The organism is Leisingera sp. McT4-56 (genome assembly GCF_020514995.1).
GTDB lineage: Bacteria > Pseudomonadota > Alphaproteobacteria > Rhodobacterales > Rhodobacteraceae > Leisingera > Leisingera aquaemixtae_A.
On the sequence record NZ_JAJALF010000022.1, the window covers coordinates 55,481 to 80,930 of the forward strand.

General features: G+C 64.6%; 22 protein-coding genes and 1 tRNA gene. 11 read left to right on the top strand and 12 right to left on the bottom strand.

The features are described 5' to 3' along the window. Positions 1-5: 5 nt before the first annotated feature. Together LHL23_RS19420 and LHL23_RS19425 are read right to left on the bottom strand one after the other, a co-directional pair. Positions 6-308, bottom strand: a complete 303-nt coding sequence (locus LHL23_RS19420; protein ID WP_226431158.1) for a SelT/SelW/SelH family protein — start codon at positions 306-308, stop codon at positions 6-8. Between the two features lie 3 nt (positions 309-311). After that, positions 312-1,475, bottom strand: coding sequence for an acyl-CoA dehydrogenase family protein (locus LHL23_RS19425; protein ID WP_226431159.1), 1,164 nt, complete (start codon positions 1,473-1,475; stop codon positions 312-314). Between the two features lie 79 nt (positions 1,476-1,554). On the opposite strand from LHL23_RS19425, the gene LHL23_RS19430 reads away from it, so the two are divergent. Then, positions 1,555-2,496, top strand: a complete 942-nt coding sequence (locus tag LHL23_RS19430) for a GlxA family transcriptional regulator (RefSeq protein WP_226431160.1) — start codon at positions 1,555-1,557, stop codon at positions 2,494-2,496. Here LHL23_RS19430 and LHL23_RS19435 read toward each other — a convergent pair. After that, positions 2,493-3,683: a hypothetical protein gene (locus LHL23_RS19435; RefSeq protein WP_226431161.1), complete on the bottom strand. Its 1,191-nt coding sequence runs from the start codon at positions 3,681-3,683 to the stop codon at positions 2,493-2,495. The genes LHL23_RS19430 and LHL23_RS19435 overlap by 4 nt on opposite strands. Before the next feature lie 83 nt (positions 3,684-3,766). Beyond that, positions 3,767-4,189 (bottom strand): VOC family protein, encoded by a 423-nt coding sequence (locus LHL23_RS19440; RefSeq protein WP_226431162.1) that lies wholly within the window; start codon positions 4,187-4,189, stop codon positions 3,767-3,769. A 142-nt stretch (positions 4,190-4,331) separates the two neighbouring features. Between LHL23_RS19440 and ade the strand changes: the two genes are divergently transcribed. The 8 genes from ade (at position 4,332) to msrA (ending at position 11,522) form a co-directional block, all read left to right on the top strand. Continuing rightward, on the top strand, positions 4,332-6,134 hold the full coding sequence (gene ade, locus LHL23_RS19445) for an adenine deaminase (RefSeq protein ID WP_226431163.1): 1,803 nt from the start codon (positions 4,332-4,334) through the stop codon (positions 6,132-6,134). Further along, entirely contained in the window at positions 6,131-7,597 is a 1,467-nt protein-coding gene (locus LHL23_RS19450) for an AMP nucleosidase (RefSeq protein WP_222476758.1), read from the top strand. The genes ade and LHL23_RS19450 overlap by 4 nt, the downstream gene beginning before the upstream one ends. A gap of 140 nt (positions 7,598-7,737) precedes the next feature. Beyond that, the gene (locus tag LHL23_RS19455) at positions 7,738-8,025 is read left to right on the top strand and encodes an HU family DNA-binding protein (RefSeq protein ID WP_019297532.1); all 288 of its coding nucleotides are present in this window, start codon (positions 7,738-7,740) and stop codon (positions 8,023-8,025) included. Between the two features lie 164 nt (positions 8,026-8,189). Further along, entirely contained in the window at positions 8,190-8,813 is a 624-nt protein-coding gene (locus tag LHL23_RS19460; protein WP_226431164.1) for a LysE family transporter, read from the top strand. Positions 8,814-8,874: 61 nt separating this feature from the next. Continuing rightward, entirely contained in the window at positions 8,875-9,780 is a 906-nt protein-coding gene (locus tag LHL23_RS19465; RefSeq protein WP_222476763.1) for a DMT family transporter, read from the top strand. A 112-nt stretch (positions 9,781-9,892) separates the two neighbouring features. After that, positions 9,893-10,456 carry a DUF4202 domain-containing protein gene (locus LHL23_RS19470; RefSeq protein WP_226431165.1) on the top strand — a complete coding sequence of 188 codons (564 nt, stop codon included), beginning with the start codon at positions 9,893-9,895 and terminating at the stop codon, positions 10,454-10,456. 104 nt (positions 10,457-10,560) lie between these two features. After that, complete coding sequence (gene msrB, locus LHL23_RS19475) at positions 10,561-11,010, top strand: peptide-methionine (R)-S-oxide reductase MsrB (RefSeq protein ID WP_174145171.1); 450 nt, start codon at positions 10,561-10,563, stop codon at positions 11,008-11,010. Next, complete coding sequence (gene msrA / locus LHL23_RS19480) at positions 11,007-11,522, top strand: peptide-methionine (S)-S-oxide reductase MsrA (protein ID WP_226431166.1); 516 nt, start codon at positions 11,007-11,009, stop codon at positions 11,520-11,522. Before msrB ends, msrA begins: the two co-directional genes overlap by 4 nt. A gap of 147 nt (positions 11,523-11,669) precedes the next feature. Here msrA and LHL23_RS19485 read toward each other — a convergent pair whose 3' ends face one another. The 7 genes from LHL23_RS19485 to LHL23_RS19515 all read right to left on the bottom strand — a co-directional run bounded on the left by LHL23_RS19485 (position 11,670) and on the right by LHL23_RS19515 (position 23,049). Further along, a complete protein-coding gene (locus tag LHL23_RS19485; RefSeq protein ID WP_226431167.1) occupies positions 11,670-13,676 on the bottom strand; it encodes a hydantoinase/oxoprolinase family protein in 2,007 nt (668 codons plus the stop codon). A gap of 72 nt (positions 13,677-13,748) precedes the next feature. Beyond that, a complete protein-coding gene (gene queG, locus LHL23_RS19490; RefSeq protein ID WP_226431168.1) occupies positions 13,749-14,792 on the bottom strand; it encodes a tRNA epoxyqueuosine(34) reductase QueG in 1,044 nt (347 codons plus the stop codon). Between the two features lie 69 nt (positions 14,793-14,861). Further along, positions 14,862-15,527: an FtsZ-binding protein FzlA gene (fzlA, locus tag LHL23_RS19495; RefSeq protein WP_222476772.1), complete on the bottom strand. Its 666-nt coding sequence runs from the start codon at positions 15,525-15,527 to the stop codon at positions 14,862-14,864. A 66-nt stretch (positions 15,528-15,593) separates the two neighbouring features. After that, positions 15,594-16,331: a monofunctional biosynthetic peptidoglycan transglycosylase gene (gene mtgA / locus LHL23_RS19500; protein WP_226431169.1), complete on the bottom strand. Its 738-nt coding sequence runs from the start codon at positions 16,329-16,331 to the stop codon at positions 15,594-15,596. A 206-nt stretch (positions 16,332-16,537) separates the two neighbouring features. Further along, entirely contained in the window at positions 16,538-21,070 is a 4,533-nt protein-coding gene (gene gltB / locus LHL23_RS19505; protein ID WP_226431170.1) for a glutamate synthase large subunit, read from the bottom strand. After that, positions 21,067-21,501, bottom strand: coding sequence for a GFA family protein (locus tag LHL23_RS19510; RefSeq protein ID WP_226431171.1), 435 nt, complete (start codon positions 21,499-21,501; stop codon positions 21,067-21,069). The genes gltB and LHL23_RS19510 overlap by 4 nt, the downstream gene beginning before the upstream one ends. A 108-nt stretch (positions 21,502-21,609) precedes the next feature. Next, positions 21,610-23,049, bottom strand: coding sequence for an NAD(P)-dependent oxidoreductase (locus LHL23_RS19515; RefSeq protein WP_222476781.1), 1,440 nt, complete (start codon positions 23,047-23,049; stop codon positions 21,610-21,612). Between the two features lie 242 nt (positions 23,050-23,291). Between LHL23_RS19515 and LHL23_RS19520 the strand changes: the two genes are divergently transcribed. Next, a complete protein-coding gene (locus LHL23_RS19520) occupies positions 23,292-24,098 on the top strand; it encodes an undecaprenyl-diphosphate phosphatase (RefSeq protein ID WP_226431172.1) in 807 nt (268 codons plus the stop codon). 61 nt (positions 24,099-24,159) lie between these two features. On the opposite strand, the gene LHL23_RS19525 is transcribed toward LHL23_RS19520, so the two are convergent. Next, positions 24,160-25,149, bottom strand: a complete 990-nt coding sequence (locus LHL23_RS19525; RefSeq protein ID WP_222476785.1) for a complex I NDUFA9 subunit family protein — start codon at positions 25,147-25,149, stop codon at positions 24,160-24,162. 212 nt (positions 25,150-25,361) lie between these two features. Here LHL23_RS19525 and LHL23_RS19530 point away from each other — a divergent pair. Further along, positions 25,362-25,448 (top strand) — tRNA-Leu (locus LHL23_RS19530). Positions 25,449-25,450: the final 2 nt, after the last annotated feature.

Below are 25,450 nucleotides of genomic sequence, written 5' to 3' on the forward strand. Positions count from 1 at the left end.
TGATCTTATTCACCGGTCTTGCCGCGGCCCAGATGGCCGAGGTCTTGTTCAGGGTTGATCCGGTCGCGCACGCGGGTTTTCAGCTCTTTCACATCAGGAAAGCCGCCGTCCCGTTTGCGTTCCCAGACCAGCTCCTTATCAACATGGATCTCAAAGATCCCGCCCAAATCTCCGGGAACCAGTGTCACCCCGCCCAATTGGTCCTGGAAGGTCTGCAGCAGTTCCTGCGCCATCCAGCCGGCCCGCAGCAGCCAGTTGCAGCCGATGCAGTAGGTAATGGTAACAACGGGTTTCCCGGTTTGGGTCATGGATCAGCCTCCGACGACACGCAGCATCTCGCGGCTGATGATGTGCCGCTGGATTTCACTGGTGCCTTCCCAGATACGCTCCACCCGCGCGTCGCGCCAGATGCGTTCCAGCGGCAGCTCGTCCATCAGGCCCATGCCGCCGTGAATCTGGATCGCCTCGTCGGCGACAAAGGCCAGCATCTCGGTTGCTTTCAGCTTGGCCATCGACATGTCACTCTCGGTGACGGTGCCTTGGTCGAATTTCCAGCCTGCTTCCCAGGTCAGAAGGTTCGCTGCCTTCAGTTCCAGCGCCATGTCGGCCAGCTTGAAGGAAATGCCCTGGAACTTGCCGATCTGCTGGCCGAACTGCTTGCGCTCGGCGGCGTATTCGATTGAGTGCTGCAGCGCCCGTTCGGCGCGGCCCAGGCAGGTGGCGGCCACTTGCAGGCGGGTGGCACCCAGCCAGGTGTTGGCCACCTCGAACCCCTTGTCGACCTCGCCCAGAATGGCGGAGGACGGCAGGCGGCAGTCGTCGAATTCCAGCACCGCATTGGTGTAGCCGCGGTGGCTGACGTTGCCGTAGCCGTCGCGCACCTCGAAACCGGGCGTGCCCTTGTCTACGAAGAAGGCGGTGATCTTCTTCTTTGGCCCGCGCGGCGTGTCCTCAACCCCGGTTGCCATGAAGCAGATGGCAAAATCGGCGATGTCCGCGTGGCTGATGAAATGCTTGGTGCCGTTCAGGATCCAGTCATCGCCGTCCTTGCGCGCGGTGGCCTTCATGCCGCGCAGGTCGGAGCCCGCGTCCGGCTCAGTCATCGCCAGGCAGTCCCACTTCTCGCCCTTCATGCAGGGGAACAGGTACTTCTCTTTCTGCTCCTCAGTGCCTGCCAGCAGAATATTCGAGGGCCGCGCAACTCCGGTCCAGTGCAGCGCGTAATTAGCGCGGCCCAGTTCCTTTTCGTACATCAGCCAGGTCAGGGTATCGAGGCCGGCGCCGCCCACTTCCTCGGGCATGTTGGCCGCGTAAAGCCCCGCTTCCATCGCCTTTTTCTGCACCTCACGGATCACGTCCATGTCCAGGTGGCCGGTGCGCTCGATCTCCGCCTCATGCGGATAGAGCTCCTTTTCCACAAAGGCGCGGGTGGTTTCGACGATCATCGACTGTTCTTCGGTCATCCCGAACTGCATGGCGGTCTTCCTCTGCAAATCTGTTGCGGATCAGATTACGCCGCTTGCACGCGCCCATCATGCAGGAATAGAAATAATCATGCGAAGTTGGACAAAAGATGCCGCTGCGGTGCAGCAATTGGATGTGCTGCTGTTCGATGCGTTTTCGGCCCATTGCCTGGCCAACACGGTGGAGCCGCTGCGTGCCGCCAACACATTCGCCGGGCGGCAAGTCTATACTTGGCGGTTCCTGACGCTGGACGGCGGGGCGGCGGTGTCGTCATCGGGCATGGAGGTGCGGGCGCATGGGAAACTGGGCGATTGCAGCGGCGATCTGCTGATTGCAATGCCGTCTTATGACTTCCTACGCCATGCCAGCGTGGCCACCGCCCGCGCGCTGAAATCCGCTGCCCGCCGCTACAAGGGACTGGCGGGGTTTGACACCGGCGCCTGGCTGCTGGCGCAGGCCGGGCTGCTGGACGGGCGGCGCGCCACCATCCACTGGGAAGAGCTGGGCCGTTTCACCGAGGCTTTCCCCGAGGTTCAGGCCGAGCGCGCACGGCAGGTCCGGGACGGCGACCGCATCACCTGCACTGGCGCGCTGGCGGCCTTTGACACCATGATGGAGCTGATCGGCGATCAGCATGGCGCCGCGCTGCGACTGGAGGTGGCGACGCTGTTCATGGCGCCCGAGGCAACAGAAACACAGGATCCGATCCTGGTGCGCGGCAAATCGGTTGCCCGCGCGGTGGCGGTGATGCAGGCCAATCTGGAGGCGCCCCTGCCCATCGCAGCCGTGGCAAAGAAAGCGGGCCGCAGCCAGAAGGACCTGGAGGCGCGGATGAAGGGTGAACTGGGGGCAACGCCGCAGGCGGTCTACCGGCGGCTGCGTCTGATACAGGCCAGAAAGCTTGTGTTAGAGACTGTTCTGAGCGTTTCCGAGATTGCCCTGCGCTGCGGCTATGACGACCCGAGCGCGCTGACCCGGGCCTTCAAGGCGGAGTTCGGCACCACCCCGCGCAGCTTGCGCAGCAGCGGCTAGGCCTGTTTGGCCGCCATCCACTGGTTCAGCCGCCAGAGCCCCCAGGCCAGCGGGATCGCGGCCAGCCCGCCGATCACATAGGCCAGCGGCTCATCCGCGAAGGATTCGAACATCTGCGTGTAGGCATGGATCGCGGCAAAGGTCAGCGCCGCGTTGAACAGCCCGCGCTGGTGGCGCTGCGCCGCCCAGAAGATCACCGCCGCCAGCACGGCTGCCCAAAGCACGGAATAGACGTTTTCGGGGATGAACAGCGCGCTGTCGCGGAAGGCATCGCGCGCGGCGGCATAGGCCTCCCAGTCCTCGTAGCCATCACTGTAGCGGCCCGGCCCCCAGACGGTTTCGCCCACCACGTCCCCCCACAGCGAGCCGACCAGCGCGCAGAGGTTTGCGACCACAAACCCCAATATCGCCAGAATGCGCAGATGCCGGGCATCGCGCTCCGCCAGCCGGGAGGCACCCCAGACACAGAGCACGATCAGCACCACCATCTGCAGGATCGTCAGCGTCGATTCCGGCGAATAGAACACATAGGCCGCGTGGAAATAGCTGGTGCCGGTCTCCAGCATCTGGGCAAAGGGCGCAATCGCCAGCGCGGTGACAAAGCGCACGTCCACCTGCCAGCCGGCCAGCGCCAGCGCCGCAGCATAGTAAAGCAGCGCCAAGTTCCGCAGCGGTGAGCCGATGCCGTATTGCTGCAGCAGCAGTTCGATCCCGGCCAGATGCATCGCCAGCCCCATCAGCAGGATCGCCCCCAGCACAAAGCCGGCGGACCAGGCCCCGTGACGCCATCGCCAGGTGCAGATCAGCGCCACCAGCGCGCCGGCAGGCAGCATCACCCAGCCGGCGACGTCCTCGTATTTGTCGACCAGCTCAATCCCGGCGCCGCCCATCAGCATGCCTGCGCCGATCAGCGTGGCGGAATTGCCGAACATCCGCAGCATTTCGCCGCCGCGCGCCAGAACCGCCAGCCCGCCGCCCAGCATCAGAATGCCGGTGACCGCCACCGCAAGCGGATCCGCCAGCCAGAAGATGAACCCAGCGGTGGCGGCGATAATCCCGAAACACAGGATTGCATTGACCGCCAGCGACACCATCACCTCGCGCGAGCGCGCCTCGATGGTGCGGGCCTGATCCGGGGTCAGCACCCCTTCCTCGACCAGCGCGGTTGTATCGGCAATGGCATGCATCTGCGGTCCCTCGCGGCATCAGTACGGGTCCGCCCAGCATGGACCGGCCTGCCGCGCGGCGAAAGGGGAGGATTTCCCGCCGCTTACCCCTTGGGCCGGCTTGGCACCCAGGCGTAGCCGTTTTCACACAGAATATAAGCCTCCCGCAGGCCATGCGGCTTGTCCGTGGGCACTTGCAGAATGGTGAACCCTGCCGCCTCCGCCCGCGTCACGGCCTCATCCGGGTCGGTGTCATACAGGCGGATCTCGATCCCGGCCCCGCGCGGCGGGTTTTCCGGCAACAGCCCCAGCAGCGGGTTTTCCGCATAGGTGCCGTCGCTGTGCAGTTGAAAGACCTGCCCGCCGTAGGTGACGATGGCAAAATCCTGCGTCACCTGATGGCCTTTCATCGCAAAAACAGTCTCTAAGAAGGCAACTTCTGCCGGCACATCCCGCACCAGCAGATTGATCCCGATCCCGCGCAGGGAGCGTCCGAAACTGTCCGCATCTGTCTGTCCATAATCCATGCGGTCCAGTCTTCCCCTGATCCCGCCCTGCCGCAATCCCAAATGCGCCAGTCTTCGGCGCCTTTCCACCGCAGGCATGAAGCTTTGATGGCAATGCAAGCAATCCGCTTGCCTTCCCGCCCGCAATCGGAACAATTGGATTATGTCAGATAACATTTTCCCGAGCTGGCCCGACACCGCCCCGCAATTGATCGAAGTAGCCGCAGGCCGCGCGTCGGCCGACACCGTGATCCGGCAGGGCATTTGGGTCAACGTCCACACCCGCGAACAGCTGCCGGACCATGACATTGCGATCAAAGCCGGGCGCATCGCCTATGTCGGGCCGGATGCCTCCTATTGCACCGGGCCGGAGACGCAGATCATCGAGGCAAACGGCCGTTACATGATCCCGGGCCTGTGCGACGCCCACATGCATATCGAGAGCGGCATGCTGACGCCGGCGGAATTCGCGCGCGCAGTGATCCCGCATGGCACCACCTCGATGTTCACCGACCCGCATGAGATTGCCAACGTGCTGGGTCTGGACGGCGTGCGCTATATGCATGACGAGGCGCTGATGCAGCCCGTCAACATTTTCACCCAGATGCCCAGCTGCGCGCCCTCGGCGCCAGGACTGGAGACCACCGGTTATGAAATCTCTGCCGAAGATGTGGCAGAGGCGATGAATTGGCCGGGCATCATCGGCCTGGGTGAGATGATGAACTTCCCCGGCGTTGCCAACGCCGACCCCAAGATGCTGGCCGAAATCGCCGCCACCCAGCGCGCGGGCAAAACCGTAGGCGGCCATTATGCCTCCCCCGACCTTGGCCCGGATTTCGCCGCCTATGTGGCCGGCGGCCCGGCGGACGATCACGAGGGCACCTGCGAAGCCGACGCCATCGCCCGGGTGCGCCAGGGGATGCGGTCGATGATGCGGCTCGGCTCTGCCTGGTATGACGTCGAAAGCCAGATCACCGCAGTGACGGAAAAGGGGCTGGATCCGCGCAACTTCATCCTCTGCACCGATGACTGCCACTCCGGCACGCTGGTCAACGACGGGCACATGAACCGGGTGGTGCGCCACGCCATTGCCTGCGGCTGCGACCCGGTGATTGCGCTGCAGATGGCGACCATCAATACCGCCGCCCATTTCGGGCTGGAGCGCGAGATCGGCTCCATCACCCCCGGCCGCCGCGCCGATGTGATCCTGACCTCCGATTTGCGCGAACTGCCGATCGAGGTGGTGATCGCGTGCGGCCGGATCGTCGCGGAATCCGGCTCTATCAAGGTAGATTGCCCGCATTACGACTGGCCCGCCAGCGCCCGCGGCACCGTGCATCTGGGCCATGAGCTGACGGCCCAGGATTTCGAACTGGCCGCACCAGAGGGCGCCAATGCTGTCACTGCCAATGTGATCGGCGTGGTGGAAAACCAGGCCCCGACCAAGGCGCTGCAGGCAGAGCTGCCTGTGGTGGACGGGCTGGTGGAAGGCCGCGGCGACGTTTGCCAGATCGCCCTGGTCGAGCGCCACCGCGCCACCGGCGGCGTCACCAACGCATTTGTCTCGGGCTTCGGCTACCAGGGCAAGATGGCAATGGCCTCCACCGTGGCGCATGACAGCCACCATATGATTGTTGTCGGCACCGACCGCGAGCAGATGGCGATGGCGGCCAACCGGCTGGCCCAGGTGGGCGGCGGCATCACGCTCTACAAGGACGGGCAGGAGCTGGCGCTGGTCGAGCTGCCGATTGCCGGCCTGATGTCCGACAGCCCCGCCACCGAGGTTGCCGCCAAGGCGCAGGTGATGATGGAGGCGATGCAGGCCTGCGGCTGCGCGCTCAATAACGCCTACATGCAGCACTCGCTCCTGGCGCTGGTGGTGATCCCGGAACTCAGGATCTCCGACCTTGGCCTTGTCGATGTGCGCACTTTCCAGAAAATCCCGGTGATCGAGCCTGCCCAATGATAACAACAAAACACCCCGGCCATCCGCCGGACGAAAGCTTCAATGACGCCACCGAGGCCGTGGACCGGCTGGAGCTGCTGTACCGGCAGGCCACCGGTTTCATCTGCGAGGAATTCACCCGCGCCATGGCCGACGGGGCGCCGGACAATCAGCGCATCCGGGCCTATTACCCGGAAATCCGCTTCTCCACCCTGACCTTCGCCCAAGTGGACAGCCGGCTCAGCTTCGGCCATGTCTCGGCCCCCGGCACCTATGCCACCACGGTGACGCGGCCGGACCTGTTTCGCAATTACCTGATCCAGCAGATTTCCCTCCTGATCCGCAATCACGGCCAGCCGGTGACCATCGGGGTTTCGGACACCCCGATCCCGGTGCATTTCGCGGTTGCCTCGCGCCCGGATCTGACCGTGCCGCAGGACGGCGCGGCCGGCTTTACCCTGCGCGACGTGTTTGACGTGCCGGACCTGTCGACCACCAACGACGACATCGTCAACGGCACCCACCAGCCCGCCAACGGCACCGGCCCCCTGTCGCTGTTCACCGCCCAGCGCATCGACTACTCGCTGGCGCGGCTGACCCACTACACCGCCACCAGCGCCGAGCATTTCCAGAACCATGTTCTGTTCACCAACTACCAGTTCTACGTGGCGGAGTTCGAAGCCTACGCCCGCGCCCAGCTGGCGGATCCGGACAGCGGCTATTCTAGCTTTGTCAGCACCGGCGACCACGAGATCACCGATCCCTCGGCCGTGATCCCCGAGGCCGGAAAGCTGCCGCAGATGCCCACCTACCATCTCAAGCGGGAGGACGGGAACGGCATCACCCTGGTCAACATCGGCGTCGGCCCCTCCAATGCCAAGACCGCGACCGACCACATCGCTGTGCTGCGGCCGCACGCCTGGCTGATGGTTGGCCATTGCGCGGGCCTCAGGAACACCCAGGCGCTGGGGGATTTCGTGCTGGCGCATGGCTACCTGCGCGAGGATCATGTGCTGGATGACGACCTGCCGATCTGGACCCCGATCCCGGCGCTGGCGGAAATCCAGGTCGCGCTGGAGGAGGCGGTGGCAGAGATCACCGAATACGAAGGGTTCGACCTCAAGCGGATCATGCGCACCGGCACCGTCGCCACCATCGACAACCGCAACTGGGAGCTGCGCGACCAATCCGGCCCGGTGCAGCGGCTGTCCCAGTCCCGCGCCATTGCGCTGGATATGGAAAGCGCCACCATCGCCGCCAACGGCTACCGCTTCAGGGTGCCATACGGCACGCTTCTGTGCGTTTCGGACAAGCCGCTGCATGGCGAATTGAAGCTGCCGGGCATGGCGTCGGACTTCTACCGGACCCAGGTTGCACGCCATCTGCAAATCGGCATAAGAGCCATGGAACGCTTGCGCGGCATGCCTTTGGAGCGCCTGCACAGCCGGAAATTGCGCTCGTTCGACGAAACAGCCTTCCTGTAAGGCCGATTTTTGCGGATTTCCTAGAAAAAATGCCCATTTTTGCCTGCGCTGAGCACACAAGAAGTTGTGTTGTCCAACAACATAACGATAATGTCACGCGATGAGGCCCCACAGTTCGGGCAGCTTTAAGGAGACGAAGAATGTCCAAACCGATGACCAAAACCCAGCTTGTTGCCGCTCTGGCAGAGGAAATGGGCAGCGACAAGAAAGTCGCAGGTTCCGCCCTGGAAGCGGTCTGCTCGCTGATCACCCGCGAAGTGTCGGGCGGCGGCGCAGTGACTCTGCCGGGCGTCGGCAAGATCTACTGCCGCGAGCGCCCCGAGCGCGAAGTGCGCAACCCGGCAACCGGTGAGAAGTTCACCAAGGAAGCCGACAAGGTCGTGAAAATGACCATCGCCAAAGCGCTGAAGGACAGCGTGAACGGCTGATACCGGACCTGATCCGGACAGTTACAGGGCTGCCCCTCGCGGGCGGCCCTTTTCTTTTGCCCCGCGCAGCCTGCGCCGACAGTTCGGCCGCCAGCGCAGCGTTCCCGATTGCCAAACCGGGCACAGAGGCGCAGGCTGAGGTCAAAGCACAAGGGAGCCGCGCCATGGAGAACGTCAATCTGCTGCTGATCCTGGGTGCGGCGCTGCTGGCCGGCGCCAGCCCCGGCCCCGCGACCCTGACCATTGCCGGCACCGCCATGCAACGCGGCCGCGCTGCCGGGCTGGCACTGGCAGCCGGGGTCAGCAGCGGCTCGCTGATCTGGTCGGTCTCTGCCGCCTTCGGCCTGGGCGCCGTGATGCTGGCCAATGCCTGGATGTTCGAGGTGGTCCGCTACTTCGGCGCGGCCTACCTGATGTATCTTGCCATCCGCTCTGCCCGGTCCGCCCTGCGTTCCGGCGCCCCGGAACTGCGCCCTTCCTCAGCCGCATCGCTGCGCGCCGCCTATACCAAGGGGCTGGCGCTGCATCTGACCAACCCCAAGGCGATCCTGTTCTTCGGCTCGCTCTATGCCATCGGCATCCCGCCCGGAACAGAACCGTCGGCGCTGCTGGTGGTGATCGCTGCCATCGCGGTGCAAAGCACGCTGATCTTCCACGGCTACGCGATCCTGTTCTCCAGCGCCGCCGCCAGCCGCATCTACATCCGCCTGCGCCGCGGGTTCGAGGCCCTGTTTGCCGCCGCCTTCGGTGCCGCCAGCTGGCAGATCTTTGCAGCCCGCCTCAGCTGACAGGGCTTGAACCCGCCGCCCGCTTCCCCGAAGGTCCGCCGCAGCAGAAAGGGTTGGGACAATGGACGCACGCGCAATTGCCATGGGGCTGGCCTTTGCCCTGATGTGGTCCTCGGCCTTCACCTCGGCCCGGATCATCGTGCAGGACGCCTCGCCGCTGTTCTCGCTTGCGGTGCGTTTCCTGATCTCCGGCCTGATCGGCGTCGCCATCGCCCGCGCCCTGGGCCAGACCTGGCGGCTGACGCCGGGCCAGTGGCGCGCCACGGTGATTTTCGGGATCTGCCAGAACGCGCTCTACCTCGGCCTCAACTTCGTCGCCATGCAATGGATCGAGGCCTCCCTGGCCGCCATCATCGCCTCTACCATGCCGCTGCTGGTGGCGCTGGCCGGCTGGATGCTGTTCGGCGAGCGGCTGCGCCCCCTGGGCTATGCCGGTCTGGCAGCGGGCATCCTGGGGGTTGCCCTGATCATGGGCACCCGCCTCAGCGCCGGGGTGGACCTCTTAGGTGTTGGCCTCTGCGTCATTGGCGTGCTGGCGCTGACCGCTGCGACCCTCGCCCTGCGCGGCGCCACCTCCGGCGGCAATTTCATGATGGTGGTCGGGCTGCAAATGCTGATCGGCTCTGCCATCCTGTTTGTGGCCGCACCGCTGAGTGAGGACATCTTTGTCAATCCGACCTGGCAGCTAGCGGCGGCTTTCACCTACACCACCATCGTGCCTGGGCTGATGGCGACCTTCATCTGGGTGCTGCTCCTGAACCGCATCGGCGCGGTGCGCGCGGCCACCTTCCATTTCCTGAACCCGGTGTTCGGCGTCGCCGTCGCCAGCGTGCTGCTGGGCGAAAAACTGGGCCCGCTCGATCTGCTCGGCGTTGCCATCGTCACCGGCGGCATCCTGGCCGTGCAACTGGCCCGGCAACCCGCGCATCCGCAATCGGAACTCTCCCGCGCGGCAAAACCGGGCTGACGCCCGTCCCCGCCCCTTGGGCCCGGCGCCGCTGCCGCGGCGCGGCCCCGTTGCAAGTCCTTGCGTTTCCGACTTAACCTGAAGCACCACGACGCAAGCAGGAGGACGCGGCATGAGCGCGCAACTATCCCAGGTGCTGGACGCCATCGACGCCGCCAACGCCAAGGACCCCAACCTGGAAGACGGCCAGCCCGCCGCGCTGCTTTACGGCCAGCGGATGAGCGCAGAGCAGGCCCGCCTGTTCCCGGACGCCTCCGAGACGCTGCAAATCGCCGCCCGCGGCCAGCATGTGGAGCGCTGGAAGCTGGAACGCAGCGCCTTCCCCGAAGGCCGCGCCGGCTACCTCGCCTGGCGCAAGGCCGAGGCACAACACCACGCCGAAGTGGTCACCGCGCTGATGCAGGACGCAGGCTACGGCGCAGAAGACGTGGACGCCGCCGCAAAGATGCTGCGCAAGGAAGGCATCAAGCGCGACGACCAGGTGCAGGCGCTGGAGGACATCATCTGCTTTGTCTTCCTGAAATGGTACTTTGAGCCTTTTGCCACCAAGCACCCGGCGGACAAGGTGCAGCGCATTGTCGAAAAGACCGCCCGCAAGATGTCGGCAGAGGCCCGCACCCGGGTGCTGGGCGAATTCACCCTGCCCGCGGAGCTGGCTGGCGCCTTCGCCGCCTGACCGGCACCAGCTACACGGCTTTGCGAGCCGCCTGTAACAGGGCTTTGCATTTGCGCACCCAGACCCCATGTTCTGCACCAAACGCGAACAGGCGGGAGGACACCATGACCAAATACTTCAAGAACCCGGACGCCGTTGCAGCGCTGTCGGAGGAAGAGTTCTATGTGACCCAGAACGCGGGCACCGAACGCCCCGGCACCGGCAAGCTGCTCTATAACAAGGAGCCGGGCATCTATGTCGATATCGTTTCGGGCGAGCCGCTGTTTGCCTCCTCCGACAAGTATGAATCCGGCTGCGGCTGGCCCAGTTTCACCAAGCCGATCGAATCCGCGCATATCCAGGAGCTGGAGGACCGCAGCCTCGGCATGATCCGAACCGAGGTCCGCTCCACCCATGGCGACAGCCACCTGGGCCATGTGTTCCCGGACGGGCCGATGGACCGGGGCGGCCTGCGCTACTGCATCAACTCCGCCTCGCTGCGGTTTGTCCATCTGGACGACATGGAGGCCGAGGGCTATGGCGCCTACATCAACCAAGTGGAGGTCGTGAAATGAGCACCACCGAACGCGCCGTCCTGGCAGGCGGCTGTTTCTGGGGCATGCAGGAGCTGATCCGCAAGCGCCCCGGTGTCATCAGCACCCGCGTCGGCTATACCGGCGGCGACGTGCCCAATGCCACCTACCGGAACCATGGCACCCATGCCGAGGGGATCGAGATCATTTTTGACCCCGCCGTCACCTCCTTCCGGGAGATGCTGGAGTTTTTCTTCCAGATCCACGACCCGACCACCCTGAACCGCCAGGGCAATGACCTGGGGATGAGCTACCGCTCGGCGATCTACTACGCGGACGAAACCCAGAAAGCCGTGGCCGAAGACACCATCGCCGATGTCAACGCTTCCGGCCTCTGGCCCGGCAAAGTGGTCACCGAGCTGGAGCCTGTGGGCGACTTCTGGGAGGCCGAGCCCGAGCATCAGGACTACCTGCAGCGGCTGCCGAACGGCTACACCTGCCATTTCGCGCGGCCCGACTGGGTTCTGCCCAAGCGCGATGCCGCTGCAGAATAAGCTCTAGCAAGGCATTCAATGCCCCGCCGCACTCCGGCGGGGCGCTTCAAATATCAGATCCACAGCAACCATCCGTGCTTCATCTGGCCAATAATATCCCCGCCGGAGGCAGCGGGATTTCCCAAAAATCCGCCTACTGAAACCGGCCTAGGCGTGCGCCACCCGCGGCCGGCCGCTGGCCTCCACAGTCAGCATGGCTTCGACAAAGACCTCCCGCGACTCCACCTGCGCGGTGCGGATATCCCGCTCCACATGCACATGGATATCCTCGGCACCGGCTTCCTCTGCCGCGCCGCGGGCCTCACCCGCCAGCGCCGCCTCCAGCGCCGCCAGCGCCTCGTCCGAGGCCTGGTAATCCACCGGCCCGCTCTCCAGGTGCACCCGGAATTTGCCCTCGGAAGGCGAGGTCACGGTGCCGCTGCGCCGCATGGTGACGCGCCCCACCACAGCGCCGATAGCATTGGCCACACCGGCATGTTCCGGCAGGATCATGTTGCAGTGCAGCCGCTCTCCCACCGCCGGGTAATAGCTGGGTGCAGAGGCACCCAGCCCCACCACATCCACATTCAGCGCCGCATCCAACGCCAGCAGCCCGCGGTGTTTCGCCAGCCCGCGCCGCATCAGAACATGCCGCGCCAGTTGATCCGCGGGCAGGCCAAAATCTTCGGCTTCCTCGGCAAAAGCAGACTCTAACAAGGTCAAAGCGGTCTGTTCGGTCAGCTGATCAATGATCATCTGCGCCAGCGTTTCCGCATCTTTTGCCACCATATCGCCGCTGCCCACCCGGCGGCGGGCAAACAGCGTCAGCGCCTTCTCTGCCGCCTCGCGGTCCCAGGCATCCGCGCGGCCCAGCACATGGCTGGCATCCGAGGGCGTCACGCCGGAGACCTGCACCAGCCCGCGGTCCACCAGCCGGCCCAGTGAGCCATGCTCCATCCGGGTACGCAGTATCTGCCCCAAGGGATGCACCTGCATCCCGATCCGCGCCAACAGCCCAGCCTCCCGCTCGCTCAGGCCCGCCACCGGCACCCCCGGCACCGCCCGCACAAAACGCCCGTCAAACTCGCCCACCGTGGAATTGCGCAGCTGTTCGTCCAGCGCCGCATGCACCACCTCGGGCGCGTCGGTGGCAATCAGCGAAACCGGCAACACCCGCCGCGGCCCCAGGGTCAGACCGCCTGACAGCCCGCTGGTGTTCAGATGCACCTGGCTGTCGCCGCCCAAGCCTGTGGTGCGCATCGCCACCGCCTCCACCATGGTGCGGAACGCCCCGACCCGGGCACCTGCGGGGTCAATCGCGGGCTTGCCATCCTTGATCAGCGCCACATCTGTCGTGGTGCCGCCGATGTCGCTCACCAGCGCATGGTCCGCCCCGGTCATCCAGCGCGCGCCGACGATCGAGGCCGCCGGGCCGGACAGGATGGTCTCGATCGGCCGCTCCCGCGCCTGCTCGCCGCTCATCAGCGCGCCGTCGCCGCGCACCACCATCATCGGCGCCTCGATCCCCAGATCGCGCAGCGTGTCCTGCGCTCGCCCGATCAGCCGGTCGATCATGCCGATGAGGCGGGCGTTCAGCACCGCTGTCACCGCCCGCTTGGGCCCGTTCAGCTTGGCCGACAGCTGGTGCGAGCAGGTGGCCGGCGCGCCGGTCATCTCGTGAATGATCCGCGCCGCCTCCATCTCATGCGCCGGGTTGCGGGTGGCAAAGACTCCGGCCACGGCAAAGCCCGTCACGCCCTGGCCTTCAGTGCGAAGGAACATCTCCAGCGCCTCCGTGTCCAGGGACGCTGCCTCGCTGCCCGCGTGGGTGTGGCCCCCGCCGATCACCAGCGCCGGATCACCCTTCAGCGCGTCCCGCAACCCGTGCCGGTCCAGATCATCCTCTTTAAAGCCAATGTAGATCAGCGCCACCCGGCCGCCCTGGCCCTCGACCAGCGCATTGGTCGCCAAAGTGGTGGAGAGCGCCGCCAGCGACACCTCCTGCGGCTTCACCCCGGACTGTTCCAGCACCGCCCGGATCGCGCCGCCGACGCCAATCGCCAGATCCTGGCGCGTGGTCAGCGACTTAGCCGAGGCGATCACCTCCTTCTCGTCGCGGATCAGCACCGCATCGGTATAGGTTCCGCCCGTGTCCACTCCCAGCAGCAACGCCATGCCCAGCCCTCTCAAACTCTGTTCGCCGGACCGGGTGTAACGCCTATTTGCGGCCCGTCCATCCTGTTTGCGTCACGAAAGCCGTTGAACCGCCCATCGCGCCGCATCCGCCACCGCCGGATCCGGATCCTCCGCCAGCCCTTGCGCCGCTTCGCGCAGCTCCGCCAGGCCGGAATTGCCAATCGCATAGAGCACATTGCGCACAAAACGGTCGCGCCCTATGCGCTTGATCGGCGAGCCGGAGAACTTCTCCCGGAACGCCGCGTCATCCAGCACCGCAAGCTCTGCCAGCCTCGGCGCCTTCAGCTCCTCGCGCGCGGCATAGCGCATATCGCTGGCCGCCACCGCAAACTTGTTCCAGGGGCAGGCCGCCAGGCAGTCGTCGCAGCCGTAAATCCGGTTGCCCAGTTTTCCGCGCAGATCCTCGTCTACTGGCCCCTTGTGCTCGATGGTGAGATAGGAAATGCAGCGCCGCGCATCGACCTGGTAGGGCGCCGGGAAAGCATCCGTCGGGCAGCTGTCCAGACAGGCCCGGCAGGACCCGCAGCGGTCCGGCTCAGCACGATCCGCCGGCAGCTCCAGCGTGGTGAAAACAGACCCTAAAAAGGCCCAGTTCCCCCAATCCCGGCTCACCAGATTGCTGTGCTTGCCTTGCCAGCCCAGCCCTGCCGCCATGCCAAGCGCCTTTTCCGGCACCGGCGCGGTGTCGACAAAGACCTTCACTTCGCAATCCTCGCCAGCCTCCGCAATCAGCCAGCGCGCCAGCCGCTTCAGCCGTTTCTTGACCAGGTCGTGGTAATCCTTGTTGCGGGCGTAGACAGACACCGCACCGCGGTCCGCTTGCCCCACCACCGCCATCGGGTCTTCCTCAGGTGTGTAGCTTTCGGCCAGCATGATCACCGACCGCGCCTCAGGCCACAGCTGCGCCGGATCGCCGCGCCAATGGGTACGCTCCGCCATCCAGCCCATCTGCCCGTGATAGCCCGCGTCGAGAAACGCCTGCAGCCGCCCCGGCACCTGCGGCACATCCCAGGGCCGGCAGACGCGGCAGGACACGAACCCCTCGGCCAGCGCTTGCGCCACCAGTCTGTCCTTGATGCCGGCTCCGTCTTTCATCTTTGCCCAAATACTCCGGGGGAGCGGCCCATCAGGCCGCGGGGGCAGCGCCCCTCACCCCGCTTGATATCAGAAATCCAGATCGGTGTAATGCGGCGGCGGCCGGAACCCCGGCACCTGATCCGCCAGGATCGAGCGGAACGCAGGCCGCGACTTGATCTTGGCGTACCAGTCCTTGACCACCGCCGAGCGGTTCCAGTCCACATCCGAAATATAGTCCAGCGACGACAGATGCGCCGCCGCGGCGAAATCCGCCAGCGTCATCATGTCCCCGGCCAGCCACCGCCGGTGGTCCAGCAGCCAGGCCATGTAGTCCAGATGGTACTTGATCGCCTTGGCGCCGGCCTTGACGTTGCGGCTGTCGGGATAGCCCTCGCCGGTGATCTTCTTGTTCACCCGCTCATAGAGCAGTTTCGATGTCACCTCGTGGTGGAACTTGTCGTCAAACCAGCTCACCAGGCGGCGCACTTCATAACGGCCCGCGGCATCCTTGGGCATCAGCGCCGGCTCAGGCCGGGTTTCCTCCAGGTATTCGCAGATCGCGGCGCTCTCGGCCATCATCTGGCCGTCCAGCCGGATCACCGGCACCTTGGCGGCCGGGTTGCGGCGCAGGAAGTCCGGATCCTGCTCCCAGTAGCGCTCCTCGACCAGTTCAACCTCGATCTTCTTCTCTGCCAGCGACAGCCGCACCTTGCGGCAATAGGGGGACAGGGGAACGTGGTACAGGCGCGCCATGGCTACAGGGGTTCTCCAGAAAACTTACAACGGTTGGTTCAGCAATGCCTTGGGCGGGGCAAAGATTCAATCCTCGAAACAATCCGCCCGCCCGTCTGCGCGAATGGTGGCCGCTCCGTCCTGGATCTGCCGGGCCCGGCGCTGCACAAAGTTCGACGGCTTGCGGGCCGAACGCTCCTTGGGGTTGGGCAGCACGGCGGCAATCAGCGCCGCCTGCCGGGCGCTCAGCTCGTCGGGGCCGACCCCGAAATACTTGCGCGCCGCCGCTTCGGCGCCGAACACGCCCTCATCCATTTCGGCGACGTTCAGATAAACCTCCAGGATGCGCCGCTTGCTCCAGACGATCTCCACCACCGGGGTCAGCAGCGTCTCCAGCACCTTGCGCGGCCAGCTGCGGCCCTGCCACAGGAACACGTTCTTCACCACCTGCTGCGAAATGGTCGAGCCGCCGCGGCTGCCGCCGGCCTCGATTGCCGCCTGGATGGCGCGGGCATCAAAGCCCCAATGGCGGCAGAACTGCGCATCCTCCGCCGCCACGACTGAGCGCGCCAGCTCCGGCGAGATTTCCTCCAGCGGCACCCACATCCGGTCCACCTCGCCCAGGCGGCGCTGCTCGGCCCAGATGGTATGGGTGATCGGCGGGTTCACCACCGAAAACAGCAGAATGAGAAAGAGAAACACCGCGGCAAGCACCAGCGCGCCCCGCAATGCCCAGCGCCGCAGCCAGCGCAACGGCTGAATCTTCAGCTTCGCTGTCTTCTTGCTGCTCTTGGTTTTCTTCTTTTTTGCAACTGCCTTGGCCATGCCCCTCTATAGGACGGCCGCGAAGCATTCACAAAGGAACAGTTTGCTTGACGCCGCATTCCGCTGATCCGCGCGCCAGGGGGGCCGCCCCGCCCGCAGCTGCGGCACAAACCTCCGGGAAATTCCGGCCGGCAGCGGGAGGCCAGCAGATGCGAAAAGCCCCGCAGGCACGGCCTGCGGGGCTTGGTTTCAGTCTCTAAGCAGGCTTATTCCGCCGGAACAGCCTCCTGCTCCTGCATCACCGGATGCGGCAGCTTGTCGAGCATCTCCTTGGGGCAGACCTGCAGGAAGTTCGCCTTCTCGATGTCCCAATGCTGCAGGATCTCTGCCGCCTTGCGGCTGCCGGTTTCCTCCAGATGGCGTTCGATCAGGGTTTTCAGCTCTGCCTCCCAATGCGCCACGGCAACCGGGCAGGTGACCAGCGATTCCATGTTCATCAGGGTCTCGGCCTTGCCCTCCGGATCGTACAGATAGGCCATGCCGCCGGTCATGCCGGCTCCGAAGTTGGCACCGATCGAGCCCAGGATCACCGCAACGCCGCCGGTCATGTATTCGCAGCCGCAGGCACCGCAGCCCTCGATCACCACCTTGGCGCCGGAGTTGCGGACCGCAAAGCGCTCGCCCGCGCGCCCGGCCGCAAACAGGTAGCCATCGGTGGCGCCGTACAGCACGGTATTGCCGATGATTGTGTTCTCGGACGCGGTCAGCGGGCTCACCTGCGGCGGGCGCACGACGATGGTGCCGCCCGACAGGCCCTTGCCGACGTAATCGTTGGCGTCGCCCGACACTTCCAGCTTCAGCCCCGGCGCTGCAAAGGCGCCCAGCGACTGGCCGGCGGACCCCTGCAGTTTCACCGTCAGGTGATCCGGCTGGAAGGAGTTCCGCATGCCGAAGTTGCGCACGATATGGCTGGAGGTGCGGGTGCCCACGGTGCGGTGGGTGTTCTGCACCGCATAGGACAGCTGCATCTTCTCGCCGTCCTGCAGGAAGCGGGCGGCATCGCGCACGATCTCCGCATCCAGCGTGTCCGGCACCGCGTTACGCTCCTTGTCGCGGTTGTAGGCGATATTGGCAGAGCCATCGACTGTGATCAGCAGCGGGTTCAGGTCCAGGTCGTCCAGATGGGCAGAGCCGCGCGACACCTGCGCCAGCAGGTCGGCCCGGCCGATCACCTCATCCAGCGAACGGGCGCCGATGGAGGCCAGGATTTCGCGCACTTCCTGGGCGTAGAAGGTGATCAGGTTCACCACCTTGTCGGCGTTGCCGGTGAACTTGGCACGCAGGCTCTCGTCCTGGGTGCAGACGCCGACCGGGCAGGTGTTGGACTGGCACTGGCGCACCATGATGCAGCCCATGGCGATCAGCGCCGCGGTGCCGATGCCGTATTCCTCGGCCCCCAGCATCGCTGCCATCACGATATCGCGGCCGGTGCGCAGGCCGCCGTCGGTGCGCAGCGTCACCCGCTCGCGCAGGTTGTTCATCGCCAGCACCTGATGCGCCTCGGTCAGGCCCATCTCCCACGGCAGGCCGGCATATTTGATCGAGGTCGCCGGAGACGCCCCGGTGCCGCCGTTGTGGCCCGAAATCAGGATGATGTCGGCCTTGGCCTTGGCAACGCCTGCTGCAATGGTGCCAACGCCGGAGGACGCCACCAGCTTCACCGTCACCTTGCAGCGCGGGTTGATCTGCTTCAGGTCGTAGATCAGCTGCGCCAGATCCTCGATCGAGTAGATGTCGTGGTGCGGCGGCGGCGAGATCAGCGTCACGCCCTTGGTCGAGTGGCGCAGGCGGGCGATCAGGTCGGTGACCTTCATCCCCGGCAGCTGGCCGCCCTCGCCGGGCTTGGCGCCCTGGGCCACCTTGATTTCCAGCTCTTCGCACTGGTTCAGATATTCGGCGGTCACGCCAAAGCGGCCCGACGCCACCTGCTTGATCTTCGCAGACGGGTTGTCGCCGTTCGGCTCCGGCACGAAGTGCGCCGGGTCTTCGCCGCCCTCGCCGGAGTCGGACTTGGCGCCGATCCGGTTCATCGCCACGTTCAGCGTCTTGTGCGCCTCGGGGCTCAGCGCGCCCAGCGACATGCCCGGGGTCACGAACCGTTTGCGGATCGAGGTGATCGATTCCACTTCCTCGATCGGCACCGGTTTGCCCAGCGGCTTGATCTGCAGAAGGTCGCGCAGGTGGATCGGCGGGTTCGACTGCATTTTCGCCGAATACTGCTTCCACAGCTCGTATGAGGCTCTATTGCAGGCCATCTGCATCATATGCATCGAGGTCGCTTCCCAGGCGTGGGTCTCCCCCGACTTCCGCGCCTTGTAGAAACCGCCGATCGGCAGGATGCCTTCCGGCGCCTTCCAGGCCTTGGCGTGGATTTCCTCTGCCTTCACCTGAATGCCGCTGACACCGATGCCGGAAATGCGCGAGGTCATGCCCGGGAAATACTCGGCGCACATGGCGCGGCTGAGGCCCACCGCCTCGAAGTTCAGGCCGCCGCGGTAGGAGGACACCACTGAGATCCCCATCTTGGCCATGATCTTCAGCAGGCCCTGGTCGATGGCTTCGCGGTAGCGGGCAACATTGTCGGTCAGCGAGCCGTCCAGCAGGCCGCGCTCGATACGGTCGGCCAGCGAATCCTCGGCCAGATAGGCGTTCACCACGGTGGCGCCGCAGCCGATCAGCACCGCAAAGTAATGCGGGTCGATACATTCGGCAGAGCGGACGTTCAGCGAGCAGAAGGTGCGCAAGCCCTTGCGGGTCAGATGCGAATGCACGGCAGAGGTCGCCAGGATCATCGGCATCGCCACTTTGCCCTCATCCGAATACTGGTCGGTCAGCACGATATGGCCGGCACCCGAACGCACCGCTTCCTCGGCCTCGGCCCGGATCCGCGCCAGCGCCGCATTCAGCGAGCCGCGGCCCGGCGCAAAGGTGCAGTCGATCTCCGCCAGCGGCGCGTTGAACTGCTCCACCAGCTTGTCCCACTGGGCGTTGCCGACAAACGGGCTTTCCAGCACGATGATCTCGGTCTGCGAGCTGTCCTCATCCAGAACGTTCTTCAGGTTGCCGAAGCGGGTCTTCAGCGACATCACCCGGAATTCGCGCAGGCTGTCGATCGGCGGGTTGGTCACCTGAGAGAAGTTCTGGCGGAAGAAGTGGCTCAGCGGGCGGTACTGCTTGGACAGAACCGCCGACGGGGTGTCATCCCCCATCGAAGCCAGTGCTTCCTTGCCGTCTTCGGCCATCGGCGCCAGGATCTGCTCCAGCTCCTCGATCGAATAGCCGGCCGCAACCTGGCGGCGACGCAGCTCTTCGCCGCTGAACAGCGGCTGCTCCGTCACCTTGGCCAGGGCCGCGTCCAGATCGTTGATCCGCTTGACCCAGTCGCCGAACGGCAGCGCGCGGGCCAGCTTGTCCTTGATCTCGGTGTCGCGGAACAGCTTGCCCTTTTCCATGTCGACGGCCAGCATCTGGCCCGGGCCCAGCGCGCCCTTCTCGACCACGGTGGCCTCGTCAACCGGCACCATGCCCGCCTCGGAGCCCGCAATCACCAGCCCGTCGCCGGTCACCACATAGCGCATCGGGCGCAACCCGTTGCGGTCCAGGCCCGCGCAGACCCAGCGGCCGTCGGTCATCGCCAGCGCGGCGGGGCCGTCCCAGGGCTCCATCACCGAGTTGCAGTAGGAATACATGTCGCGCCAGGACTGGGGCAGTTCCACCGCCTGCTTGGACCAGCTTTCCGGCACCAGCATGGTCTTGGCCATCGGCGCGGAGCGGCCGGCGCGCACCAGAACCTCGAACACACCATCCAGCGCCGCGGAGTCGGACGCGCCGCCCGGCACGATCGGTTTGATGTCCTCGGCATAGTCGCCAAAGGTCGCCGACGCCATGCGGATCTCATGGCTCTTCATCCAGTTCAGGTTGCCCTTCAGCGTGTTGATCTCGCCGTTGTGGGCCAGCATCCGGAACGGCTGCGCCAGCCACCATTGCGGGAAGGTGTTGGTGGAATAGCGCTGGTGATAGATCGCAAAGGCGCTCTCGAACCGATCATCCATAAGGTCCGGGTAGAACACCGCAACCTGCTCTGCCAGCATCATCCCCTTGTAGATGATCGAGCGGCAGGACAGCGACGCGATATACAGGCCCGAGATAGCTGCAGCATTGGCCGCTTTCTCGATCCGGCGGCGGATCACGTAAAGCTCGCGCTCGAACGTTTCCTCGTCCACGCCCTTGGCGTTGGAAATCAGGATCTGCTCGATCTCCGGGCGGGTCGCATTGGCCTTTTCACCCAGGCAGGCCACATCCACCGGCACATGGCGCCAGCCGTAGATGGAATAGCCCATGCGCAGCACTTCGGTCTCGACGATGGTCCGGCAGCGTTCCTGGGCGCCGAAATCGGTGCGCGGCAGGAACACTTGGCCCACCGCCATCAGCTCATCCTGGCGCGGCTCATGGCCGGTGCGGCGGATCTGGTCATAGAAGAACGGAACCGGGATCTGCACGTGGATGCCCGCGCCGTCGCCGGTCTTGCCGTCGGCATCCACCGCGCCGCGGTGCCAGATCGCCTTCAGCGCGTCGATGCCGGCCTCAACCACTTTGCGGCTTTTCTTGCCGTCAACCGAAACCACCAGGCCAACGCCGCAGGAGGAATGCTCTTCCTCCTCGGAATACAGGCCGTTTTCAGCCATCCACTTGCGCTTGGCTTCCTCGGCGCGCACCCAATCGGCATCATATTTGGTCATTGGCTGTTTCCTTCTACGGAGGGGGCGAACATCTCGATCACGTCAGCGCCGGTCAGTTTCCGGCTGCTGCTGTCGAAGGCGTAGCCCGCTGGCTTCTTGTCGATGTAAAGTTCCAGGTGCAACTCGTTGCCGCCTGCGTTTTCAAACAGGCCAGCCGACATCTGCGTCTGGCCCTTATGTTCTCCTGCGGTCATCCGGTACCACAGCGACGATCCGCATTTGCCGCAGAACGCCCGCTCGGCCCAGCCGGAGGACTCATAGGTCTGCACCGGGCCCAGGGCCGCATAACCGCTGGCCGCCTCAAAGCTCAGGTAAGGGCCGCTGGCCCAGCGCTGGCACATTTCGCAGTGGCAGGCGGAAATGGAAGCGCGCGCAGGGGTGGCGGTGACGGTTACCGCGCCGCACATGCATTGTCCCTTCAGTTCGCTCATATCCATTGTCCTTCTGCTGGCTGGGTCAGCATCGCTGACCTTGCTGCGTTTCCCGGCTGTTCCGCCGGTGCACAGGGGGTGCACAGACGGTGTACAGGGGGTGCCGGCCTATTCCGCCGCCACTGCGGCCTTGCTGTTGAAGTTTTCGATGATCGCTTCGGCGCAGTCACGGCCGTCCTTGATCGCCCAGACCACCAGCGATGCGCCGCGCACGATATCACCCACCGCATAGACACCGTCCAGCTCGGTCGCGCCGGATTTGAACGCTGCCTTGATGGTGCCCCAGCGGGTCACCGGCAGCTCCGGCTGATTCCACAGGACAGGCAGCTCTTCCGGCTCAAAGCCCAGCGCCTTGATGACCAGGTCGGCCTCTTCCACGTAATCCGCGCCTTCGATCACTTCCGGCGCCTGGCGGCCCGAAGCGTCCGGCTGGCCCAGGCGCATCTTCTGCACCATCACGCCTGCAACCTTGCCGCCTTCATCGGTGAAGCCCTTGGGCGCCGACAGCCACTCGAAGACCACGCCTTCTTCCTCGGCGTTCTGGGTTTCCCGCTGCGAGCCCGGCATATTGGCCCGGTCGCGGCGGTAAAGGCATTTGACGCTAGTTGCGCCCTGGCGGATCGAAGTGCGCACGCAGTCCATCGCGGTATCACCGCCGCCGATCACCACAACCTTTTTGCCTTCTGCATTCAGGCTGCCGTTGTCGAACTCAGCTACTTCGTCGCCAAAGCTCTTCTTGTTCGAGGCACACAGGAAGTCGATCGCCTTGACGATTCCTTCCGAGCCGCTGCCCGGCATCGCCAGATCGCGCGATTTATAGACGCCGGTGGCAATGATCACCGCGTCATGCTTTTTGCGGATTTCTTCGAACGAGATGTCCTCGCCCACGTTGCAGTTCAGGACAAAGGTCACGCCGCCGTCGGCCAGCAGCTTGTTGCGGCGCTCCACCACGTCCTTTTCCAGCTTGAAGCTGGGGATGCCGTACATCAGCAGACCGCCGGAACGGTCATAGCGGTCGTAAACAGTGACCTGCACCCCCGCCTTGCGCAGCATGTCCGCCGCCGCCAGGCCGCCGGGGCCGGCGCCGATGATGCCGACGCTCTCGCTGCGCTCGGCCAGCGGAGCCGCCGGTTTCACCCAGCCGTTTTCCCAGGCGGTGTCGGTGATGTATTTCTCAACCGAACCGATGGTCACGGTGCCATGGCCCGACTGCTCGATCACGCAGTTGCCTTCGCACAGGCGGTCCTGCGGGCAGATGCGGCCGCAGATTTCCGGGAAGGTGTTGGTGGCCTGGCTGGTGGCATAGGCTTCTTCCAGGCGGCCGGTGGCGGTCAGGCGCAGCCAGTCGGGGATGTTGTTGTGCAGGGGGCAGTGGCTCTGGCAGTAGGGCACGCCGCACTGGCTGCAGCGGCTGGCCTGCTCTTCGGCCTTGGCAGCAGCGTACTCTGCGTAAATCTCTTTGAAGTCTTCCTTGCGTACACTTGCGTCACGCTTTTCCGGCATGTCGCGTTCGATCTGCACAAATTTCAGCATCGGTTGCTTGGCCACGGGCTGGACTCCATCGTTTGTCTGGCTGCGCAGGCACCATTTCGGGTACGGATACGCTTTTATGTCAACTTTGCTGACCTATTTTGCCAGCGCTTAATTTCTGATACCGTGTTTGACGGAAATGTACAGGAATTTTAGGCCCGATTCGGACCTTAATATCTGCTTTCCAATCCAGTGCCGGGATTTATACAGAGTCGCGACAGTTTACCGCCCCTTCGAGGCCAGCAGGAGATGATTTGCGGATGCCGCTTTTCCAATTGATTCTGGTTGCACTTATCCAGGGCCTCACGGAATTCCTGCCCGTTTCCTCCTCCGGCCACCTGATTCTTTTGCCCGGCCTCACGGGCCTCGAAGATCAGGGCCAAGTAGTCGACGTGGCCGTGCACGCAGGCACCCTGGCAGCGGTTATGCTCTATTTCTGGGGCGACGTGCGCGAAGGTTTGCTTGGCCTGCCCCGCGCCCTTTCCGGCCGCACCGACACTCCGGGGTCCAAACTAGCGATGGGACTGATCATCGCCACTATTCCCACCGTCATGGTTGGTACCTTGCTATATTGCACCGGGCTCAGCCTGGCGATGCGGTCGATCACCGTGATCGGCTGGGCAATGCTGGGCTTTGGCCTGGTGATGTACTGGGCCGACCAGAAAGGCAGCGAAGAAAAACAGGCCGCTGACTGGGGCACGCGCGACGCTCTGATCATGGGCCTATGGCAGATGCTGGCGCTGGTTCCCGGCACATCACGCTCCGGTATCACCATTACTGGCGCCCGCCAGCTGGGTTACACGCGCGAGGAAGGTGCCCGGATTGCAATGCTGATGTCGATTCCATCGATCTTTGCCTCCGCTGTTCTGCTAGGTACTGGTGTAGCGCTGGAGGCCAATACCGCCCTGTTGCGCGATGCCGCCATTGCCGCGGCACTGGCGATGCTCTCGGCGCTGGCCGCGCTCAGCCTGATGATGCGGCTGCTGCGCTCGGTTAGCTTCACACCTTATGTAATCTACCGGGTGATCCTGGGCACGGTGCTTCTGACCATCGCCTACAGCAGCTGAACCGGAAAGGAAAAAGCGCGGGGCTGCCCCGCGCTTTCAAAGCTTCGACTCGTTTCGAAAATCAGGCGCCGTTACGCAGATTGCGGGCGGAGCTGGTCATCTCGTCATACTGGCCGGAGGGGCGGAACTTCCACAGGTAATCCGGCAGCACCGAGCCAGCGTTCACCGGGTCGATGCCCAGATCCGCAAAACCCTTGGCGCCGTCGGATACCACGTTGTCCGACTTCAGGCTTTTCAGCTGATCGCGGGTCAGCATCTTGTTCTCGATCAGCTGGAAGCTGGCGAACTGCAGCATGTCAAAGCCGAAAGCCACCAGCTTCGCCATGAAACCGGGCAGCGAGATGATGACGCGGCGGCGGTGGATGACCTCCAGCATCTGCTCCATCAGCGCGCGGAAGGTTTTGACTTCGGGCCCGCCCAGTTCATAGACCCCGCCTTCGGCCTCGCCCAGCGCACCCTTGACCGCAGCCTTGGCCACATCATCCACAAACACAGGCTGGAACCTGGTGCCGCCTGCGGCAATCGGCAGGAAGGGCGACAGGCGGGTCATTCCGGCAAACCGGTTGAAGAAGCCGTCCTCTGCCCCGAAGATCACCGAGGGGCGCAGGATCACCGCGCCGGGGAAATGCTGCTGCACAGCAGCTTCGCCGGCGGCCTTGGTGCGGGAATAGCCGCTGGCGGCATCCGCATCGGCGCCAATCGCTGAGATATGCACCAGATTGGCAACGCCCTGCTGCGACGCGATGCGCGCGATGCGGCCCGCACCTTCGGCATGGATGGCACCAAAGGTGTTCTTGCCCAGCTCGTTCAGCACGCCAACGCAGTTGACCACTGCATCCGCCCCCTGCATCACCGACGCGACCGAAATATCGTCGCGGATGTTGCAAAACACCGGCTCCACCTGGCCCGGAACACCGTAAGGCTTTACATGCATGGCTTCATTGGGACGGCGCACGGCGACCCGCACCCGCCAGCCTTCCTTGGCCATGCGCCGCGCGATGTAGCGGCCCACGAATCCGGATCCGCCGTAGATCGTGACCAGTTTGGACATCATTTGGCTCCTGAACTTAGCTGCAAGTATGCTCTAGCGCCGCAAGAGGCGCCGAACAAGGCGCAAATGGCCGCTGCTGCGGCCCAAGCGGCCTGCCTGCATCAGTTTTTCCGCCGAAGCGCCACCCCCTCTTCTGTCCCGCCCCGGCGATCCTGAAAAAATCCGTTTGACGCCCCCCGGGAAGCTGCTTATACGCCGGTCCCACGACACCTGCCCAGGTGGCGGAATTGGTAGACGCGCTAGCTTCAGGTGCTAGTGTCCGTATGGACGTGGAGGTTCGAGTCCTCTCCTGGGCACCATT

Bases quoted from the DNA above. Each gene is read 5' to 3' on its own strand.
- gltB (WP_226431170.1), bottom strand. From the start codon at position 21,070: ATGACCAAATATGATGCCGATTGGGTGCGCGCCGAGGAAGCCAAGCGC.
- LHL23_RS19420 (WP_226431158.1), bottom strand. From the start codon at position 308: ATGACCCAAACCGGGAAACCCGTTGTTACCATTACCTACTGCATCGGC.
- LHL23_RS19525 (WP_222476785.1), bottom strand. From the start codon at position 25,149: ATGTCCAAACTGGTCACGATCTACGGCGGATCCGGATTCGTGGGCCGC.
- LHL23_RS19430 (WP_226431160.1), top strand. From the start codon at position 1,555: ATGCGAAGTTGGACAAAAGATGCCGCTGCGGTGCAGCAATTGGATGTG.
- msrB (WP_174145171.1), top strand. From the start codon at position 10,561: ATGACCAAATACTTCAAGAACCCGGACGCCGTTGCAGCGCTGTCGGAG.
- LHL23_RS19520 (WP_226431172.1), top strand. From the start codon at position 23,292: ATGCCGCTTTTCCAATTGATTCTGGTTGCACTTATCCAGGGCCTCACG.
- LHL23_RS19450 (WP_222476758.1), top strand. From the start codon at position 6,131: ATGATAACAACAAAACACCCCGGCCATCCGCCGGACGAAAGCTTCAAT.
- LHL23_RS19455 (WP_019297532.1), top strand. From the start codon at position 7,738: ATGTCCAAACCGATGACCAAAACCCAGCTTGTTGCCGCTCTGGCAGAG.
- LHL23_RS19470 (WP_226431165.1), top strand. From the start codon at position 9,893: ATGAGCGCGCAACTATCCCAGGTGCTGGACGCCATCGACGCCGCCAAC.
- ade (WP_226431163.1), top strand. From the start codon at position 4,332: ATGTCAGATAACATTTTCCCGAGCTGGCCCGACACCGCCCCGCAATTG.
- LHL23_RS19465 (WP_222476763.1), top strand. From the start codon at position 8,875: ATGGACGCACGCGCAATTGCCATGGGGCTGGCCTTTGCCCTGATGTGG.
- LHL23_RS19440 (WP_226431162.1), bottom strand. From the start codon at position 4,189: ATGGATTATGGACAGACAGATGCGGACAGTTTCGGACGCTCCCTGCGC.
- msrA (WP_226431166.1), top strand. From the start codon at position 11,007: ATGAGCACCACCGAACGCGCCGTCCTGGCAGGCGGCTGTTTCTGGGGC.
- LHL23_RS19510 (WP_226431171.1), bottom strand. From the start codon at position 21,501: ATGAGCGAACTGAAGGGACAATGCATGTGCGGCGCGGTAACCGTCACC.
- fzlA (WP_222476772.1), bottom strand. From the start codon at position 15,527: ATGGCGCGCCTGTACCACGTTCCCCTGTCCCCCTATTGCCGCAAGGTG.
- LHL23_RS19460 (WP_226431164.1), top strand. From the start codon at position 8,190: ATGGAGAACGTCAATCTGCTGCTGATCCTGGGTGCGGCGCTGCTGGCC.
- LHL23_RS19435 (WP_226431161.1), bottom strand. From the start codon at position 3,683: ATGCATGCCATTGCCGATACAACCGCGCTGGTCGAGGAAGGGGTGCTG.
- queG (WP_226431168.1), bottom strand. From the start codon at position 14,792: ATGAAAGACGGAGCCGGCATCAAGGACAGACTGGTGGCGCAAGCGCTG.
- LHL23_RS19425 (WP_226431159.1), bottom strand. From the start codon at position 1,475: ATGCAGTTCGGGATGACCGAAGAACAGTCGATGATCGTCGAAACCACC.
- mtgA (WP_226431169.1), bottom strand. From the start codon at position 16,331: ATGGCCAAGGCAGTTGCAAAAAAGAAGAAAACCAAGAGCAGCAAGAAG.
- LHL23_RS19485 (WP_226431167.1), bottom strand. From the start codon at position 13,676: ATGGCGTTGCTGCTGGGAGTGGACACGGGCGGAACCTATACCGATGCG.